This window comes from Serratia sp. CY37869 (assembly GCF_052168895.1).
Taxonomy (GTDB): domain Bacteria; phylum Pseudomonadota; class Gammaproteobacteria; order Enterobacterales; family Enterobacteriaceae; genus Serratia; species Serratia ureilytica.
Map to the genome: position 1 here is coordinate 287,968 of NZ_JBJNLU010000003.1, position 18,836 is coordinate 306,803.

The following is an 18,836-nucleotide window of genomic DNA, read 5'->3' on the forward strand; positions in this document are numbered from 1 at the left end:
TGATGCCATCTATCCTGACGGGGCACTGCTGTCGATGTCCTGGACTGTAAGGTACAGTGCCCGGTTCCGCTCAGCCAGCATATCAGGATTTGAAACGGTTGTTAATTCGTTCACATAAAAGCAACATTAAATCTTTGCTGAATCGTTGAGCGCAGCGTAATCGGCTGCCGGACAAACAGGGCATTATATCCACATAATTAAAACGGATATAAGCATGAGGATCGGAATTTGGCGCAGCGGCCACAAAAAACCGCGTTCTGCATCTGAGCAAAAAAAAACGGCCCCTTCTCAGGAGCCGCTTGTTAACCGGTCAAACCAGCAGAATTACTTCTTCTTGGCTTTCGGGTTAGGCAGGTCGGTGATGCTGCCTTCGTAGATTTCCGCCGCCAGGCCCACGGATTCGTGCAGGGTCGGGTGAGCGTGGATGGTCAGCGCGATGTCTTCCGCGTCGCAGCCCATCTCGATAGCCAGACCGATTTCACCCAGCAGCTCGCCGCCGTTGGTGCCGACAATCGCGCCACCGATGATGCGGTGAGTTTCTTTGTCGAAGATCAGTTTGGTCATGCCGTCTGCACAGTCGGAAGCGATCGCACGGCCGGAAGCCGCCCACGGGAAGGTGGAGGTTTCGTAGCTGATGCCTTTCTCTTTCGCTTCTTTCTCGGTCAGACCCACCCACGCCACTTCCGGCTCGGTGTAAGCGATGGATGGGATCACTTTCGGATCGAAGTAGTGCTTCATGCCGGCGATAACTTCTGCGGCGACGTGACCTTCGTGCACGCCTTTGTGCGCCAGCATCGGCTGACCGACGATGTCGCCGATGGCGAAGATGTGCGGCACGTTGGTGCGCAGCTGTTTGTCGACGTTGATGAAGCCACGCTCGTCAACTTCAACACCGGCTTTGCCGGCATCCAGCAGTTTGCCGTTCGGCACGCGGCCGATCGCCACCAGCACCGCGTCGTAACGCTGTGGTTCTGCCGGCGCTTTTTTACCTTCCATCGTGACGTAGATGCCGTCTTCTTTGGCTTCTACCGCGGTCACTTTGGTTTCCAGCATCAGGTTGAACTGCTTGCTGATACGTTTGGTGAAGACTTTCACCACGTCTTTATCTGCCGCCGGGATAACCTGATCGAACATTTCAACGACGTCGATCTGTGAACCCAGCGCATGGTATACGGTGCCCATTTCCAGGCCGATGATGCCGCCGCCCATAACCAGCAGACGCTCTGGGACGGTTTTCAGCGCCAGCGCATCGGTAGAATCCCACACGCGTGGATCTTCATGAGGAATGAATGGCAGTTGGATCGGACGAGAACCTGCAGCGATGATGGCGTTGTCGAAGTTGATGGTGGTTGGGCCGTTTTCGCCTTCCACAACCAGGGTGTTAGCGCCGGTGAACTTGCCCAGGCCGTTGACCACTTTCACTTTACGGCCTTTCGCCATGCCAGCCAGACCGCCGGTCAGCTGAGTGATGACTTTTTCTTTCCAGACGCGCACTTTGTCGATGTCGGTTTTCGGCTCGCCGAAAACGATGCCGTGTTCGGCCAACGCTTTGGCTTCTTCGATCACTTTGGCAACGTGCAGCAGTGCTTTGGAAGGGATACATCCCACGTTCAGGCAAACCCCGCCCAGAGTGGAATAACGTTCAACCAGAACGGTTTCAAGACCTAAGTCAGCGCAACGAAAGGCTGCAGAGTAACCTGCCGGGCCCGCCCCAAGTACCACGACCTGAGTTTTAATTTCAGTACTCATCATGACCTCTTAATTGATTGTCCGGCGGGTCAGACGTCATTTTTATTGCTAATCGATCTCATAACGCCCTTCATCCACCGGGACGCTTACACCGCGAGCAGTTTACAGAATTGTTAATAATCTGCAAAGCGTGTTCGAGTGACCCGTGTCTCAACAATTTTGTCGAGTTATGCAAAATCCGACAAAACTGCTACAGAATCGTCAGGGGCGCAGCATGCTGCGCCCCTTTTGCATTACATCACCAGACGGCGAATGTCGGACAACATGTTGTTGATGATGGTGATGAAGCGCGCACCATCGGCACCGTCGATAACGCGGTGGTCGAAGGACAGCGACATCGGCATCATCAGGCGCGGCATGAACTCTTTACCGTTCCAGACCGGCTCCATCGCAGACTTGGAGACGCCCAGGATAGCCACTTCCGGCGCGTTGACGATCGGCGCGAAGTGAGTCGTCCCGATGCCGCCCAGGCTGGAGATGGTGAAGCAGCCGCCCTGCATCTCGCCCGCGGTCAGCTTGCCGTCGCGCGCTTTCTTGGAGATGGTCATCAGCTCGCGAGACAGCTCGGTGATGCTCTTCTTGTTCACGTCCTTGAACACCGGAACCACCAGGCCGTTCGGGGTATCTACCGCCACGCCGATGTTGATGTATTTCTTCAGCGTCAGCTTCTGACCGTCTTCGGACAGCGAGCTGTTGAAGCGCGGCATTTGCTCCAGAGCGGCAGCGACGGCTTTCATGATGAACACGACAGGCGTGAACTTCACGTCCAGCTTGCGCTTGGCCGCTTCTTCGTTCTGCTGCTTGCGGAACGCTTCCAGATCGGTGATGTCGGTTTTGTCGAAGTGAGTCACGTGCGGGATCATCACCCAGTTGCGGCTCAGGTTCGCGCCAGAGATCTTCTGGATGCGGCCCATTTCGACTTCTTCGATCTCACCGAACTTGCTGAAGTCCACTTTCGGCCATGGCAGCATGCCTGGCAGACCGCCGCCGGCAGCAGCCGGGGCCGCTTCAGCGCGTTTCACCGCGTCTTTCACGTAAGCCTGAACGTCTTCGCGCAGGATGCGGCCTTTACGACCGGTGCCTTTCACTTTCGCCAGGTTAACGCCGAATTCACGCGCCAGACGACGAATGACCGGAGTCGCGTGCACGTAGGCCGCGTTCTCGGCGAACTCGCCTTTGTCTTCAGCTTTCGCAGCCGGAGCGGCGGCTTTAGCGGCGGCCGGCGCCGGCGCAGCGTCCGCTTTAGCGGCTGGAGCGGCGGCAGCGGCAGGCGCAGCGCCTTCCACTTCGAACACCATGATCAGGGAGCCGGTTTTCACTTTGTCGCCGGTCGCGATCTTGATCTCTTTCACGGTGCCCGCGAACGGCGCTGGCACTTCCATGGAGGCCTTGTCGCCTTCCACGGTGATCAGAGACTGCTCGGCGGCAACCTTGTCGCCCACCTTGACCATCACCTCGGTCACTTCGACTTCGTCACCGCCGATATCCGGCACGGCGACGTCTTTAGCCGCAGAGGCCGCAGGCGCTGCGGCGGCAGCCGGTGCTTGCGCCGCAGCCGGGGCCGCAGCGGAAGCGGCGCCGGCCACTTCGAACACCATGATCAGGGAACCGGTTTTCACTTTGTCGCCGGTCGCGATCTTGATCTCTTTCACGGTGCCCGCGAACGGCGCAGGGACTTCCATGGAAGCCTTGTCGCCTTCCACAGTGATCAGGGACTGCTCGGCTTCCACCTTGTCGCCCACTTTCACCAGGATCTCGGTCACTTCGACTTCGTCAGCGCCGATATCCGGCACGGCAACGTCTTTGGCCGCAGCGGCAGCCGGAGCAGCTGCTGCTGCCGGTTTTTCTTCCGCTTTCGCCGCCGGTGCAGCTTCCGCTGCGCCTGCCGCTTCGAAGATCATGATCAGTTTGCCGGTTTCGGTTTTATCGCCGACCGCCACTTTGATCTCTTTCACCACGCCCGCCTGCGGGGAGGGCACTTCCATGGAAGCCTTGTCGCCTTCCACGGTGATCAGCGATTGTTCCGCTTCAACTTTATCGCCGACCTTCACCAGAATCTCGGTGATTTCGACTTCATCTGCACCGATGTCCGGTACGTTGATTTCGATAGACATTATTCAGTACCTCTTAGGCCAGACGCGGGTTAACTTTTTCCGGGTTGATGTCGAATTTCTTGATTGCATCAGCAACCACGGAAGCTTCGATCTCACCGCGTTTAGCCAGTTCACCCAGAGCAGCAACCACCACGTAGGACGCATCGACTTCGAAGTGGTGACGCAGGTTTTCGCGGCTGTCCGAACGACCGAAGCCGTCGGTGCCCAGTACGCGATAATCGCTGGCCGGCACATAAGTACGAACCTGTTCGGCGAACAGTTTCATGTAGTCGGTAGAGGCTACCGCCGGCGCGTCGTTCATCACCTGAGCGATGTAAGGCACGCGTGGCGCTTCAGTTGGGTGCAGCATGTTCCAACGCTCGCAATCCTGGCCGTCGCGCGCCAGTTCGGTGAACGAGGTCACGCTGTAGGTGTCGGAACCCACGCCGTAGTCCTTCGCCAGGATCTGCGCAGCTTCGCGCACGTGGCGCAGGATGGCGCCGGAGCCCAGCAGCTGCACCTTGCCTTTGCTGCCTTCCAGCGTTTCCAGCTTGTAGATACCCTTGCGGATACCTTCTTCCGCACCCTGCGGCATCGCAGGCATGTGGTAGTTTTCGTTCAGCGTGGTCAGGTAGTAGTACACGTTTTCCGGGTTGTCGCCATACATGCGCACCAGACCGTCGTGCATGATCACCGCCACTTCGTACGCGTAAGCCGGATCGTAAGAGATGCAGTTAGGGATGGTCAGAGACTGAATGTGGCTGTGGCCATCTTCGTGCTGCAGACCTTCGCCGTTCAGGGTAGTACGGCCCGAGGTCCCGCCGATCAGGAAGCCGCGCGCCTGTTGGTCGCCCGCTGCCCAGCACAGGTCGCCGATACGCTGGAAACCGAACATCGAGTAGTAGATGTAGAACGGAATCATCGGCAGATCGTTGGTGCTGTAGGACGTCGCTGCGGCCAGCCAGGAAGAGGCTGCGCCCAGTTCGTTGATGCCTTCCTGCAGGATTTGGCCTTTCTCGTCTTCTTTGTAGTAAGCAACCTGCTCACGGTCCTGCGGAGTGTACTGCTGGCCGTTCGGGCTGTAGATACCGATCTGACGGAACAGACCTTCCATACCGAAGGTACGCGCTTCGTCGGCGATGATTGGCACCAGGCGATCTTTGATCGACTTGTTCTTCAGCATCACGTTCAGGGCACGCACGAAGGCGATAGTGGTGGAGATCTCTTTGTTCTGCTCTTCCAGCAGCGAGCTGAAATCTTCCAGCGCCGGCATTTCCAGCTTCTGGGTGAACTCAGGCAGACGCGTCGGCACGTAGCCTTTCAGCGCCTGGCGACGTTCGTGCAGGTATTTGTACTCTTCGGACTCTTTCTCGAAGGTGATGTACGGCAGTTTTTCGATGTCAGCATCGGCAACCGGCACGTTGAAACGATCGCGGAAGTGGTGAACCCCTTCCATGTTCATTTTCTTCACCTGGTGAGCGATGTTTTTACCTTCCGCGGTTTCACCCATGCCGTAACCTTTGATGGTGTGGGCCAGGATAACGGTCGGTTTGCCTTTGGTGTCCTGCGCTTTTTTCAGTGCAGCGAAGATTTTCTTCGGATCGTGACCACCACGGTTCAGCGCCCAGATTTCGTCGTCGGTCATGTCTTTGACCAGCGCCGCGGTCTCCGGGTAACGGCCGAAGAAGTGCTCGCGCACGTAAGCGCCGTCTTTGGATTTGAAGGTCTGGTAGTCGCCGTCCAGGGTCTCGTTCATCAGCTGAACCAGTTTACCGCTGGTGTCTTTGCGCAGCAGCTCATCCCAACGGCCGCCCCAGATCACTTTCAGCACTTGCCAGCCTGCGCCGGAGAAGATGCCTTCCAGTTCGTTGATGATCTTGCCGTTACCGGTGACCGGGCCGTCCAGGCGCTGCAGGTTGCAGTTGATGACGAACACCAGGTTGTCCAGCTTCTCGCGGGTGGCGATGGTGATGGCGCCTTTGGATTCCGGCTCATCCATCTCGCCGTCGCCCAGGAAGGCGTAAACGGTCTGCTCAGAGGTGTCTTTCAGGCCGCGGTGTTCCAGGTATTTCAGGAACTTCGCCTGATAAATGGCGCTGATTGGGCCCAGGCCCATGGATACGGTCGGGAACTGCCAGAATTCCGGCATCAGCTTAGGATGCGGGTAAGAGGACAGACCGTTGCCGTGCACTTCCTGACGGAAGTTGTTCATCTGTTCTTCAGTCAGGCGGCCTTCAAGGAAGGCACGCGCGTAAACGCCCGGAGAGATGTGGCCCTGGAAGTACACCAGGTCGCCGCCGTCTTTCTCGTTGCGTGCGCGGAAGAAGTGGTTAAAGCAGACTTCATAGAAGGTCGCGGAAGACTGGAAGGAAGCCATGTGGCCGCCCAGCTCCAGGTCTTTCTTGGATGCGCGCAGAACGGTCATGATCGCGTTCCAACGGATCGCAGAGCGAATGCGGCGTTCCAGATCCAGGTTGCCTGGGTAAGCCGGTTCGTCTTCTACCGCGATGGTGTTGACGTAGTTGTGCGCTGCAGCACCGGCCGCAACGTTAACGCCGCCTTTGCGGGCTTCTCCCAATACCTGATCAATCAGAAACTGAGCTCGCTCAACACCCTCTTCACGGATGACCGATTCGATCGCCTGCAGCCAGTCGCGGGTTTCGATCGGATCCACGTCATTGTTTAAACGTTCTGACATGGTGGTATTCCTTATCTGTCTAATGGTTTGTTTGGAGCCTGTCTTCCTGTGTTCTGTGCCAAAACACACGAAGACAGGCCCATCAGTTTAGTTGCCGCTTAAGTACTTAACTAAGTACCTCGAACTTAACCCCCGCAGGCTGGTGTACCCTGAAGAGGACAGCTCTTAATCCTTGCGTTGCTGGAGACGCCGCAGCGATCTCTCGCGCCGAGTATGCTCCCGGCTGAGATCCAGCAAGATTTCCTCGATAAACGCCAAGTGGCGATGCGAGGCTTCACGGGCCTTTTCCGGCTCGCGTGCCACAATCGCCTCAAAAATTCCGGCGCGGTGGCTGCTCACTTTTGCCAACATCTCACGGCGCGAGTAGAGCAATTCAAAGTTCTGACGCACGTTCTGTTCCAGCATCGGCCCCATGCAGCGTAGCAGGTGAAGTAACACAACGTTGTGAGCGGCTTCAGTCACGGCGATTTGATACTGCATGACCGCATCGGCTTCGGCGTCGAGATCGCCGCTGTCTTGAGCCTGTTGAATCACGATGTGGCAGTCGCGGATGCGCGCCAGATCTTCATCGGTGCCGCGCAGCGCCGCGTAATAGGCGGCAATGCCTTCCAGCGCGTGACGGGTTTCCAGCAGATCGAACTGTGATTCGGGATGGTCGGCCAGCAGCTCGGCCAGCGGATCGCTGAAGCTCTGCCACAGATTAGTTTGCACGAAGGTGCCGCCGCCCTGACGGCGCAGGAGCAGCCCTTTCGCTTCAAGGCGCTGAATGGCCTCTCTCAGAGAAGGACGGGAGACATCAAATTGTTTCGCCAGCTCGCGCTCCGGAGGCAGTTTTTCGCCTGGGCGCAGTGTCCCCTCGAGGATCAGGTATTCGAGCTGTTGCTCGATAACATCTGACAACTTGGGTTGGCGGATTTTGCTGTAGGCCATGAGTGAATTCTTCTCTGCGAATGGCGCGGAGTCAATTGGTAATACCAATTTCAAAAACGTGACGGTAAAGTAACAAAGTATTCACCTCCTGTCCATACGGGCCTTGATCGAAATCAGGTTACCCGCACATTTTAACACCCCGCTGAAAACCCCGCTGCAAACCGGTAACGCCGTGATGGTATTACCATTTACGCGGCGGGTTGGGGATTTAACTTTTACCAAACCTTACGCAAGGCAGAGTGCAAACTTTTTGCCCGAGTTTTATTGCATGGTTATTACGCTTTAATGAATGGCTATTTGGCGAACAGCGCAACGGCGGTTCGTTCATTATTTGAACGCGGCCCACCGTTCAGATCTACGTTATTTTTGCGCATTATGTGATTTGTTGCTTATTTCATGCACTGAATCCCCCCTGCCGTCACACAACCCGCATTTTGTTTCCTAAACTGCTGCAATCTTAATCACTCACACGACAAAGCAGGTGCAAACCGACGCGCATAACATTATTCTCTGCCAAACGGTAGCGGCGCCGTGGAATTAATAGCTATAACGCCGTAAATAAAACAAAACACACATCGTAACCACTGCTTTACAGGCAGGTGGGCATTCACAACGACAGAGGGTTAGATTGATGGATGGTCAACAGCATGGTGACCAGCTGAAGCGCGGCCTGAAAAACCGCCATATTCAGCTCATCGCCTTAGGTGGCGCAATCGGCACCGGGTTATTTCTCGGTATCGCTCAAACAATAAAAATGGCCGGCCCGTCAGTGCTCCTCGGCTACGCCATCGGCGGCTTCATCGCGTTTCTGATCATGCGCCAGCTGGGGGAAATGGTGGTGGAAGAACCGGTCGCCGGTTCCTTCAGCCACTTCGCCTACAAATACTGGGGCAACTTCGCCGGCTTCGCCTCCGGCTGGAACTATTGGGTGCTGTATGTCCTGGTGGCGATGGCGGAGCTGACGGCGGTCGGCATCTACGTACAGTACTGGTGGCCGGAGATCCCCACCTGGGTTTCCGCCGCGGTATTCTTCCTGGCGATCAATGCCATCAACCTGGCCAACGTGAAAGTTTACGGCGAGATGGAGTTCTGGTTCGCCATCATCAAAGTGGTGGCGATTATCGGCATGATCGTGTTCGGCGCCTACCTGCTGTTCAGCGGCATGGGCGGCCCGGAAGCCACCGTCACCAACCTGTGGGCGCAGGGCGGGTTCTTCCCGAACGGCGTCATGGGCCTGGTGATGGCGATGGCGGTGATCATGTTCTCCTTCGGCGGCCTCGAGCTGGTCGGCATCACCGCCGCCGAAGCCGACAACCCGCAAAAAAGCATTCCGAAAGCCACCAATCAGGTGATCTACCGCATCCTGATCTTCTATATCGGTTCGCTGGCCATTCTGCTGTCGCTGTACCCGTGGGGCAAAGTGGTTGAAGGCGGCAGCCCGTTCGTGCTGATCTTCCACGCGCTGAACAGCAACCTGGTGGCGACCGTGCTGAACATCGTGGTGCTCACCGCCGCGCTGTCGGTCTACAACAGCTGCGTCTACTGCAACAGCCGCATGCTGTACGGCTTGGCGCAGCAGGGCAACGGCCCGAAAAGCCTGCTGAAGGTCGACGGCCGCGGCGTGCCGGTGGTAGCCATCGGCATTTCCGCCCTCGCCACCGCGCTGTGCGTGCTGATTAACTACCTGATCCCGGGCCGCGCCTTCGAACTGCTGATGGCGTTAGTGGTATCGGCGCTGGTGATCAACTGGGCGATGATCAGCCTGGCGCACCTGAAATTCCGCGCCGCCAAAAACCGCGAAGGCGTGGTGCCGAAGTTCAAAGCGTTCTGGTACCCGTTCAGCAACTACCTGTGCCTGCTGTTCATGGCCGGCATCCTGGTGATCATGTACCTGACGCCGGGCATTCAAATCTCGGTGCTGCTGATCCCGGTATGGGTGGCGATCCTGGCCGTCGGTTACGCCATCAAACAGCGCAGCCAACGTGTCGACGGCGTCACCAGCCGTTGAATCCCGTGACCGCGCAATAAAATGGCCCGCAGATGCGGGCCATTTTTTTCGTCTGAACGCCGCTTACTTGCGCAGCGCTTTCACCTGCTCGGCGGTGACGTCCGCCGGCAAACCGCCCCAGGTCACCCGCAGGTAATTCACCAGTTCCGCCACTTCAGCATCGCTCAGACGCTCGCCGAAGCCCGGCATACTCTGCATGCTTTCACCGTTCGGGAACTGCTGGGCCGGCAGGCCGTCCAGCACCGACACGATCAGGTTCTTGCCGTCCGCCTGGCGCAGCGTGGCGTTATCGCGCATCGCCGGTGCCACATGCGGTTTGCCCTCACCTTCGCGCGCATGGCAACCGGCGCACTGATCCAGATAGGTCATGCGCCCGGCATCGCTGCCCTGGCCCATTTTCACCGGCACCGCCGCCGGCGGCTGCTCGCCCATCAGATACAGCGCCAGCGCCTGATGATCTTCCGGCGTCAAATGACGGGTGCTGAGATCCACCACCATATGCATCTCACTGAAGGCCGAACCCTGCGGCGCGAGGCCAGTGCCGAGGAAGCGGCTGACGTCCTGCGGCGTCCAGCCGCGCTGCGCCAAGCCGTGCGGCGTAATGTCCGGCGCCATGAAGCGGCCGAGATCGCCGCCCTGCATCGGCTTGCCGAGATCCATCTGTCCCAGCGCGCCGCGCGGCGTGTGGCATTCGCCACAGTGGCCCAGCACGTCGGCCAGATAGCGGCCGCGCTGCCATTGCGGCGAGCTGCCCTGCGAACTGGCCGGCAGCGGATCCTGGCTGCGGAACAGCAGATTCCAGCCGATCAGCGCCATGCGCTGGTTGAACGGGAACGGCATGTCGTTGGCCGGAATGGCCACGTCCACCGCCGGGCGCGTCATCAGGTAAGCGTAGATGTCATCGGCGTCCTGACGCGAAATGCCCTTGTACGAGGTGTAAGGCATCGCCGGGTACAGGTGCCGTCCGCCCGGCGCCACGCCCTGCGTCAGCGCCAGGAAGAAGTCGTCCTTGCTCCAGCGCCCGATGCCGTGGTCGGCCGACGGCGTCAGGTTGCTGCCGTAAATCGTGCCGAACGGCGTGTCCAGCGGATAGCCGCCGGCCAACGGCGCCCCGCCGCTGGCGGTATGGCAGGCGGCGCAGTCGGCGGCCTGCGCCAGATAGCGGCCGCGCGCGATCTGTTCGGCGCTGGCGGTCACCTGCTGCACCGGGCCGTCGTAACGGCGGTTTTCCCGCCACCACAACAGCGCAATCACCACGATCGCCACCAGCACAATCAACATTGCGAGACGTTTTTTCATTGCGCCGTCTCCTTCAGCAGGCCCGGCGTTTTCAGCACCACGTCGCGCACCGCTTCGTAGTAGCGCACGTAGCCGGTGCAGCGGCAGATGTGGCTGTCCAGCGCCTGCTCGATGGCGTTCTCCAGCTGATCGCGGGCGATCGGCTCACGCTTGAGCTTTTCCACGAAGATGGTGGCGGCGTTGACGAAGCCTGGCGTGCAGTAGCCGCACTGGAAGCTGTAGTGCTCCAGAAACGCCTGCTGGATCGGCGACAGCTCAACCACCTCCCCCTGTTCGTCCACCCTGGCGTGGCCTTCGACGGTGCGCACTTTCTTGCCGTTGAAGAAATGCGCGCCGGTGATGCAGGTGCGCACCTCTTCGCTGGTGCCGCTCGGGTGATCGACAATAGCCACGCAGGCGTGGCAAATGCCCTGCCCGCAGCCGAGGCGCGAACCGGTCAAATCGAGATACTCGTGCAGGAAATCGATCATCATCAAGCCTTCCGGCACCTCGATCGGGCCGTACTGTTTCTCGTTGATGGTCAGGGAAATCGGCTGGGTTTTAATGCTCATTGTAATACCTCACGAATATTTTCTGCACGAACGGGCAAATCACGGAAACGGTGGCCGGTGGCGTCGGCAATGGCGTTGACCAGTGCGGCCACGATCGGGATCATCACCACTTCCGCCATGCCTTTCGGCGGATCGGTTTCCGACAGCGCCGGCAGGATGTCGCCGCTCTGTTTCCATACCGCCACGTCGCTGGCGCGCGGCAGGTGGTAACGGTTGAAGTTCCAGGTGCCGTTGCCCGGGCCGTCTTCGTACAGCGGTAAATATTCGTGCAGCGCATGGCCGATGCCCATCGCCAGCCCGCCCTGCAGTTGGCCGGAAACCAGTTCCGGCACGATCAGGTTGCCACACTCCATGATTGAGTGGTGATTCAGCAACTCCACCTGGCCGGTGGCGATATCCACCGCCACTTCCGCCAGCGTGCCGACGGCGCTGTAGTAGGTCACCGCCGCATTGTTGCGCTGGGTCGGCGGGTAGTAGACCTGCCCGCGCGCCAGCGGTTTGAATTCGCCGCCGGCGTTGCGCAGCGCCATGCCGTCGATCGGCAGGCGTTCGCTTTTGCCGTTCAACGTGAAATCGGCCTCCGCCCACTGCCAGCGGTTGAACACATGCACCGCCGCGCCGGTGACGCCGCCCATCTGATAAGCCGTCTTGGCCAGCAGCTCGAGGCTCAGCACCGACATGCCCGCCGCCGTCAGGCCGCCTTCGACCCAACGCGCATCTTCGCGCCGCACCACCAGCGGCGCCGCCTGGCCGCCGCCGATACCAGCCTGCCACAGCGCCATCGCCGCCGGCCACAGGCCGTGATCGAAGATCAGGCGCGCCGCTTCGCGGGTGCTGTGCGAGAAGTAATAGGCCGAGTTGCTGGCGCTCGACGGCGAACAGTAGCTCGGCGTCCAGTTGGGGTTGGTTTGCAGCTTGTCCTGCTCTTCCTGCGACATCAGGTAAGGATCGCCGCTGGTGACCATCGGCAATACCGACCAGTCGGTGACCGAGAAGTGCGCTTCGTCGGCCGGTTTGCCCAGCCACTGCGCGCACAATACCGACTGCGAGGTCGACATGCCGGTGCCCATCTCCGCGCCACTGTGATGCAGGATGATGCGGCCGTCTTCGCTCAGCTCCACCCGGGCGAACGAGGTTTCCGCCCCGGTGCCGAAGTCTTTCTGCACGCAGCCGAAGCCGACGCCATAGCGCTTGCCGGTATGACGGCTCTCAAACTCGGCCTTGCGTTCGGCGCGCTTAAGCCATATCTCATGCTTCGCCGCCTTTTCCAGTACTTCATCGGCGCGGATCGCACCGGCCGGGATCGCCCCCTGGGTGTTTTTCATGCCGGATTTCAGCACGTTGCGCAGGCGGAACTCGATCGGGTCAATCTTCAGCTCGGCGGCCAACTCATCCACCATCATCTCGGTGGCGGCCATGCTCTGCAGCGTGCCGTAACCGCGCGCCGAACCGGCGTCGATGGCGCGTGAAGCCAGCCCGACCGACGACAGATCGCTTTTCGGGAAGTAGTAAATCGACTGGGCGGCGGTTGCGCCGACCATCACCACTGAAGGGGTAAAGTTGCTGCGGCCGCCGCCGTCCGCGGTCATGTCACCGAGGAACGACTGCATGACGCCGGTCTGCTTATTCACCGCGATGCGGTAGTTCATGTCGAACGCGTGGCGCTTCAACGCCGTCTGGAACTGTTCGAAGCGATCGTTGGCCAGACGCACCGGGTGGCCGTCGCCATACATCGCCGCCACCGCGCCGTAATACGGGAAGTTGTAGTGGTCTTTCGAGCCGTAGCCCACGGTGTAGCACGGGTGCAGGATCAGCTGTTTCACCGGCGGATTGCGCTTGGCCAGCATGCGCGGCATCTCGTCGGCCACTTCCTGCGGCGACTGCGTCGGCACCACCAGATGCAGGGTTTGCGTCTGCGCGTCGAACCAGCCGTTGGCGTTGTCCGGCTCCAGCGCCGAGGTGTCGATCGACTGCGTGGTGTAGCGGCGCGACATTACCAACCAGTCGGCCGGCGGATTCGCCAACTCGTCGGCGATCATCCCTGCATAGCGCATGCCTTCCTGATCCAGCTTGCCGCCCTCGCGCCCTTCCGGCCACACCGGCAGGTGTTTTTTCATCGACACCGGGAAGATCGGCGTGTCCTTCAGGCTGGAGAAACGATCGTCGTCGAACGGCTGTTCTCCCCCCACCCGCACATAGCGGAAGCTGCCCCAGGGATCGCGCTCGAGCGGGCCGGTCACCGCGCCGTATTTGATGGTTTCTTCGCGGAATTTCAGCTTGTCCTTGGCGAAGCGGAAACGGGCGAAGTCGTGATAGATCAGGATCGCCACCGCCTGGCCGAGGTAGGCCGGGGTTTTGCCGCTCGGCAGCAGCATGTCGTCACCGTAGAACGCCGGAAAGGCCAGGCCGTCGCGCGCCAGATCTTCCGCCGTCACCAGGCGATCCGGCTGCAGATCGTCCCCCAACAGCGACAGATCGACCCCTTCGAACAACCGGTCGGCCTTGGTCACGCGCAGAATGAAGGCGTGCGCCTGTTTCTGCGGCCAGTGCGGCATGTCCACCGCGCGGATGTCGCGCGCGAACACCTTCTGCCCCATGACCTTGGCGCGGCCGTCGATACGGAAACGCACGCGCTTGGCCTGCGGATCCCAATTGGGCGACTGGAGGATTTTTTGCTCGAACAGCGCGGCGTAGGCGCGGCTGTACAGGGGCGCGAGGTACACGGATACCCCCGCAATCACGGCGCTTTTGATAAAGCGACGCCGCGACGGGTTGAAATTGCTCATAAATAAGTCCTTCACGTCTTTCTTGTAATTGGTTTTTGTTCGCGGTGTTGTTGCGCAAACGCTGACGACCTTGCCGTAGACGTCATAAGCATATGCTTATAACTAAAATTATGTGATGATTAACAGGCTGTTTTCAACAAAAAAACATTTGCAAAACACATAAGGTTTGTACGCTAATAAATAATTTGCGCAAACGCGGGCTTGAACCATGATCACGGGCATCATTATTACCGCCGCCGGACGCGGGGAGCGCTTTATTCGGGCCGGCGGCCAGGGCAACAAACTGAACGCCGGGTTTGCCGATGCGGCGGGCGAGCGGCGTTCGCTGTTCGAATACACCCTGCGCCAGGCGCTGGCTTCCGAGCTGCCGGTACAGGTGGTGACCCGTCCGGATAATCTGCCGGTGCTGGCAGCCTGCGCCGCCAATCAGGTGCCGGTTACCCTGCTCGCCAGCGCGGGCCTCGGCGACTCGATCGCCGCAGGCGTTGCGGCCACGCCGCACTGGCAAGGCTGGCTGATCCATCTGGCCGATATGCCGTTCGTCGGCGCCGATGTCTTCCGGCAGGTGGCGAGCGCCTTACGGCAACACGCGATCGTACGCCCCAGCTATGCGCAACAGCCCGGTCACCCGGTCGGCTTTTCCGCCCTATTGCGCAAACAACTTTGCCAACTGCGCGGCGATAATGGCGCCCGTGGGCTGCTGCAAGGCGCAGCGGTGCACCTGTTGCCACTTGAGCACCCCGGCGTCGTGCAGGATATTGATCTTCCATCGCAACTTCCGGCCAGCGAGTAAATTCACTATGCAACATCTTGATGTCACCGTGGTCAGCCAGGCGATAAGCTGGCTGCAACACCAGCCGGTCTGGTTATGCACCGTCCTCAGCACCTATGGTTCTTCGCCGCGCTCGCCGGGCGCGCTGATGGCGGCGACCCGCGACGGCCGCTACAGCGGTTCGTTGTCGGGCGGGTGCGTGGAGGAGGACTTTCTGCGCCGCGTAGCCGCCGGGGAGTATCAGGCGGCCAGCCAGGTGATCCGTTACGGCGAAGGCGGTATGACGCCCAACGTGGCGCTGCCGTGCGGCGGCGTGCTGGACGTGCTGATCGAGTATCTGCCGGCGGGAGAAGCCAGCGTCGCTTACCTGCAACGCATCGCCGGCGCGCTGGAAGGGCATCACGCGTTGCTCAAACGCCTGACGCTGCCCAACGCCTGCCACAGCCTCGAGCAGAGTCATTTCACCAGCGCCACCCAGGTGGAACGCCGGCTCGAACAGATTACCCTGCATATCGCGGCCGCGCCGCGCCTGCTGATCGCCGGGCTGTCCAGCGTGGCGCTGTACTGCGCCGATTTCGCCGTGGCGCTGGGGTTTGAGGTGCTGGTTTGCGAGAATCGTCCGGAGGCGCTGGATAACTTCGCCGCCGAGTTAAAACCGGGCGTGACGCTGCTGCGCCAGTTTCCGGCCAAGTTCATTGAGGACGGCGGTTGCCACGCCAATACCGCCGTCGTGGCGCTGACCCACGATCCGCGTATGGACGATCTGACGCTGATGGAAGCGATCCACACTCCGGCGTTTTACATCGGCGCCATGGGATCGCTGAGAAACAGCGCGCGGCGGCGCCAGCGGTTGCAGCAGATTGCCGAATTCACGCCGCAGGAGTTGGAACGCATCCATGCGCCGATCGGCCTGCCGCTGGGCAGCAAAACGCCCGCGGAGATCGCCCTGGCGGTGATGGCGGCGATCGTGCAGCAGAAAAACCGGCGGCCGGCCGCCGACGGGATCAGTGCAGCGGCACCACCGGCACCAGATGCTGCAGCTCCAGATGCAGCTCCTCTTTCCCGCTCAGCGAATAGCTGAACACCGTCATGTCCGGCCCGTCACCGCGGGCCAGCCCCATTTCGGGCAGCACCTGCGTGTAAATTTTAATGATGTGATCATTGAGCGCCACCGGCTTGCCGGAATAGCGAAAACGGCAAAACTCGCCGTGGATCTCCGGCAGCGGCTCCAGCGCCACGCCTTCACGCAGCGGATAGTCCGTCGTCACGCCCAGGGTATAGTCGACTCTGACCCGCTCGCCGTCCGGCACCAGTTGGGTAAACGAATAGGTTTGCGTCGGGCGCTCGCCCAACAAGGTGTAAAACTGCGCCCGCAGCGCGCTGCGCTGCGGCAGATGCGACTTATCCAACCTCTCTATGTCCAGGTGGTAAGCGTACTGCTTGCCGTGAAAAGCGTATTGCCCTCTGGCGATGCTGACGCGTTCAACCTCAATATCGCCGGGCTGGCTGGCCGCGAGTGAACGCACCAGATTGCTGAAGTCCTGTTTGCGGGCATGACGATAAACGCTGGGCGACTCGGCGAAGTGTTTCTTGAAACAGCGCGAGAACGTCTGCTGATTATCGAATTGATATTCAACCGAAATGTCCAGAATGCTCTTCTGCGTGAAGCGCAAGGCGAAGGCGGCGAGGTAGAGGCGACGAGCGCGGATGTAGGAGGCTAACGACAATCCGGTCTGCTTCTTGAACATGCGCTGCAGGTACCATTTCGTATAGCCTGACTTGGCGGAAACGATATCCAACGACAGCGGATTGGTCAGGTTGTCTTCAATCCAGACCAGCAATTCCCTGATGTGACTTTCCTGCGTACCCATGTGCTTGCCGAACCTTATGTTACCGATATTCCATTAGTCGAATTTTAGTGCTATCCGCGTAGGGTATACAGGTTAAAACTCGCCGTCCAGCAAGCTACAGGACTTTACACAGTCCCCCTTCACCGCCCGCGAGCGGCGAAGGGGGCAACGCTTATTTCAGGCAGCTGGCGCATTGGCCAGCCTGGATCTTCTGGAAGAAGTCATTGCCTTTGTCATCCACCAGGATAAACGCCGGGAAATCTTCCACTTCGATTTTCCAGATCGCTTCCATGCCCAATTCAGGGTACTCCACGCACTCCAGGCTCTTGATGCTCTGCTGCGCCAGCACCGCCGCCGGGCCGCCGATGCTGCCGAGGTAGAAGCCGCCGTGCTTGTGGCAGGCATCCGTCACCTGCTGGCTGCGGTTGCCTTTCGCCAGCATGATCATGCTGCCGCCGTGAGATTGCAGCAGATCGACGTAGGAATCCATACGCCCGGCGGTGGTCGGCCCCAAGGAACCGGACGCATAGCCTTCCGGCGTTTTAGCCGGGCCGGCGTAGTAGATCGGGTGATCCTTGACGTACTGCGGCAGGCCCTCACCGCGATCCAGGCGCTCTTTCAGCTTGGCGTGCGCGATATCGCGGCCAACGATGATGGTGCCGCTCAGCGACAGGCGGGTGGAAACCGGGTACTGCGACAGCTGTTTGAGGATCTCGGCCATCGGACGGTTGAGATCGACCTTGATCGCCTCGCCTTCCCCGGCCTGGCGCAGCTCCTGAGGAATGAATTTACCCGGATTGTGCTCCAGTTTTTCCAGCCAGATGCCGTCGCGGTTAATCTTGCCTTTGATGTTGCGGTCCGCCGAGCAGGAAACGCCCATGCCGACCGGGCAGGAGGCGCCGTGGCGCGGCAGACGCACCACGCGGATATCGTGCGCGAAGTATTTGCCGCCGAACTGCGCGCCCAGCCCCAGGTTCTGCGCTTCTTGCAGCAGTTCAGCTTCGAGTTCCAGATCGCGGAACGCCTGACCATGCTCGTTGCCTTCGGTCGGCAGGCCATCGTAATACTTGGTCGAGGCCAGTTTGACGGTTTTCAGCGTCGCTTCCGCCGAGGTGCCGCCGATGACGAACGCCACGTGGTACGGCGGGCAGGCCGCAGTGCCCAGCGTGCGCATCTTGTCGACCAGGTAGTTTTTCAGCTTGCCCGGCGACAGCAGCGCCTTGGTTTCCTGATACAGATAGGTTTTGTTGGCTGAACCGCCGCCCTTGGCGATGCACAGGAACTTGTACTCTTCGCCGTCCACGCTGTAGAGATCGATCTGCGCCGGCAGGTTGCTGCCGGTATTGACCTCTTTGTACATATCCAGCGCGGCGTTCTGCGAATAGCGCAGGTTCTCTTCGATGTAGGTGTTGTACACCCCACGCGACAACGCTTCTTCATCGCCGCCGCCGGTCCAGACGCGCTGGCCCTTTTTGCCGACGATGATCGCCGTGCCGGTGTCCTGGCAGGTCGGTAAAATACCCTTGGCGGCGATTTCTGAGTTACGCAGAAATTGCAGCGCAACGTACTTGTCGTTTTCGCTGGCGTCCGGATCTTTGAGGATATCGGCCACCTGCTGTTGGTGCGCCGGGCGCAGCATGAACGACGCGTCGTGGAACGCATGCTGGGCAAGCAGGGTTAACGCTTCAGGGGCAACTTTCAGTATTTCCTGGCCTTCAAACTCGCTCACGGAAACGTGGTCGCGGCTCAGCAGGTAATATTCGGTATCGTCTTTCTTCAGCGGGAACGGATCTTGATAGTGGAACGGTTTATTCGACATTGATCTCTCACTTGCAACATCAGCTGCGTTAAATTCACACTTGCGGCGCGCGAGGCGGCGCCTTGTCAAAAAACTGCCTTCACCTTACGTATTTTTAATCAGTCAGTTATTGCGCCAAATCGCAAAATAACCGCTCTTTGCGTAAGGGATTGCCACAGGCGGCGTTTCAACCTTGCTCGGTGAGAACTGCGGGTACAGGCTCATCATGCACGCTTTATTATCCCGCAGTTAACACATTGATTACAATCCATCGGTGGCGATCGCTTTATCAATGTGGCGAA

12 protein-coding genes are annotated in these 18,836 nt (G+C 59.6%); 3 read left to right on the forward strand and 9 right to left on the reverse strand.

Annotated elements, in window-relative coordinates:
• Positions 1–324 precede the first annotated feature (324 nt).
• The 4 genes from lpdA to pdhR all read right to left on the reverse strand — a co-directional run bounded on the left by lpdA (position 325) and on the right by pdhR (position 7,470).
• Positions 325–1,749, reverse strand: coding sequence for a dihydrolipoyl dehydrogenase (gene lpdA / locus ACJ8J1_RS16915; protein WP_033644926.1), 1,425 nt, complete (start codon positions 1,747–1,749; stop codon positions 325–327).
• Positions 1,750–1,982: 233 nt separating this feature from the next.
• A complete protein-coding gene (gene aceF, locus ACJ8J1_RS16920; RefSeq protein WP_033644691.1) occupies positions 1,983–3,863 on the reverse strand; it encodes a pyruvate dehydrogenase complex dihydrolipoyllysine-residue acetyltransferase in 1,881 nt (626 codons plus the stop codon).
• Between the two features lie 13 nt (positions 3,864–3,876).
• Positions 3,877–6,540 (reverse strand): pyruvate dehydrogenase (acetyl-transferring), homodimeric type, encoded by a 2,664-nt coding sequence (aceE, locus tag ACJ8J1_RS16925; RefSeq protein WP_033644690.1) that lies wholly within the window; start codon positions 6,538–6,540, stop codon positions 3,877–3,879.
• 165 nt (positions 6,541–6,705) lie between these two features.
• Positions 6,706–7,470 carry a pyruvate dehydrogenase complex transcriptional repressor PdhR gene (gene pdhR / locus ACJ8J1_RS16930; protein WP_004937490.1) on the reverse strand — a complete coding sequence of 255 codons (765 nt, stop codon included), beginning with the start codon at positions 7,468–7,470 and terminating at the stop codon, positions 6,706–6,708.
• Between the two features lie 631 nt (positions 7,471–8,101).
• Between pdhR and ACJ8J1_RS16935 the strand changes: the two genes are divergently transcribed.
• Positions 8,102–9,478, forward strand: coding sequence for an amino acid permease (locus ACJ8J1_RS16935; protein ID WP_004937488.1), 1,377 nt, complete (start codon positions 8,102–8,104; stop codon positions 9,476–9,478).
• 63 nt (positions 9,479–9,541) lie between these two features.
• Here the strand turns inward: ACJ8J1_RS16935 and ACJ8J1_RS16940 are convergent, their stop codons facing one another.
• Genes ACJ8J1_RS16940 through ACJ8J1_RS16950 form a run of 3 tightly spaced genes read right to left on the reverse strand, consistent with a single transcriptional unit; the run spans position 9,542 to position 14,114 of the window.
• On the reverse strand, positions 9,542–10,777 hold the full coding sequence (locus ACJ8J1_RS16940; RefSeq protein ID WP_033644689.1) for a cytochrome c: 1,236 nt from the start codon (positions 10,775–10,777) through the stop codon (positions 9,542–9,544).
• Positions 10,774–11,328 carry a (2Fe-2S)-binding protein gene (locus ACJ8J1_RS16945; RefSeq protein WP_015379038.1) on the reverse strand — a complete coding sequence of 185 codons (555 nt, stop codon included), beginning with the start codon at positions 11,326–11,328 and terminating at the stop codon, positions 10,774–10,776. Before ACJ8J1_RS16945 ends, ACJ8J1_RS16940 begins: the two co-directional genes overlap by 4 nt.
• Positions 11,325–14,114 (reverse strand): xanthine dehydrogenase family protein molybdopterin-binding subunit, encoded by a 2,790-nt coding sequence (locus ACJ8J1_RS16950; RefSeq protein ID WP_033644688.1) that lies wholly within the window; start codon positions 14,112–14,114, stop codon positions 11,325–11,327. Before ACJ8J1_RS16950 ends, ACJ8J1_RS16945 begins: the two co-directional genes overlap by 4 nt.
• A gap of 208 nt (positions 14,115–14,322) precedes the next feature.
• Between ACJ8J1_RS16950 and ACJ8J1_RS16955 the strand changes: the two genes are divergently transcribed.
• Complete coding sequence (locus tag ACJ8J1_RS16955) at positions 14,323–14,907, forward strand: nucleotidyltransferase family protein (RefSeq protein ID WP_033644686.1); 585 nt, start codon at positions 14,323–14,325, stop codon at positions 14,905–14,907.
• A gap of 7 nt (positions 14,908–14,914) precedes the next feature.
• Positions 14,915–15,967 carry an XdhC family protein gene (locus ACJ8J1_RS16960; protein WP_033644685.1) on the forward strand — a complete coding sequence of 351 codons (1,053 nt, stop codon included), beginning with the start codon at positions 14,915–14,917 and terminating at the stop codon, positions 15,965–15,967.
• Here the strand turns inward: ACJ8J1_RS16960 and ACJ8J1_RS16965 are convergent.
• Together ACJ8J1_RS16965 and fumA are read right to left on the reverse strand one after the other, a co-directional pair.
• A complete protein-coding gene (locus ACJ8J1_RS16965) occupies positions 15,891–16,757 on the reverse strand; it encodes a helix-turn-helix domain-containing protein (protein ID WP_033644684.1) in 867 nt (288 codons plus the stop codon). The two genes, ACJ8J1_RS16960 and ACJ8J1_RS16965, sit on opposite strands and share 77 nt — an antisense overlap.
• A gap of 151 nt (positions 16,758–16,908) precedes the next feature.
• A complete protein-coding gene (fumA, locus tag ACJ8J1_RS16970; protein WP_033644683.1) occupies positions 16,909–18,555 on the reverse strand; it encodes a class I fumarate hydratase FumA in 1,647 nt (548 codons plus the stop codon).
• Positions 18,556–18,836: the final 281 nt, after the last annotated feature.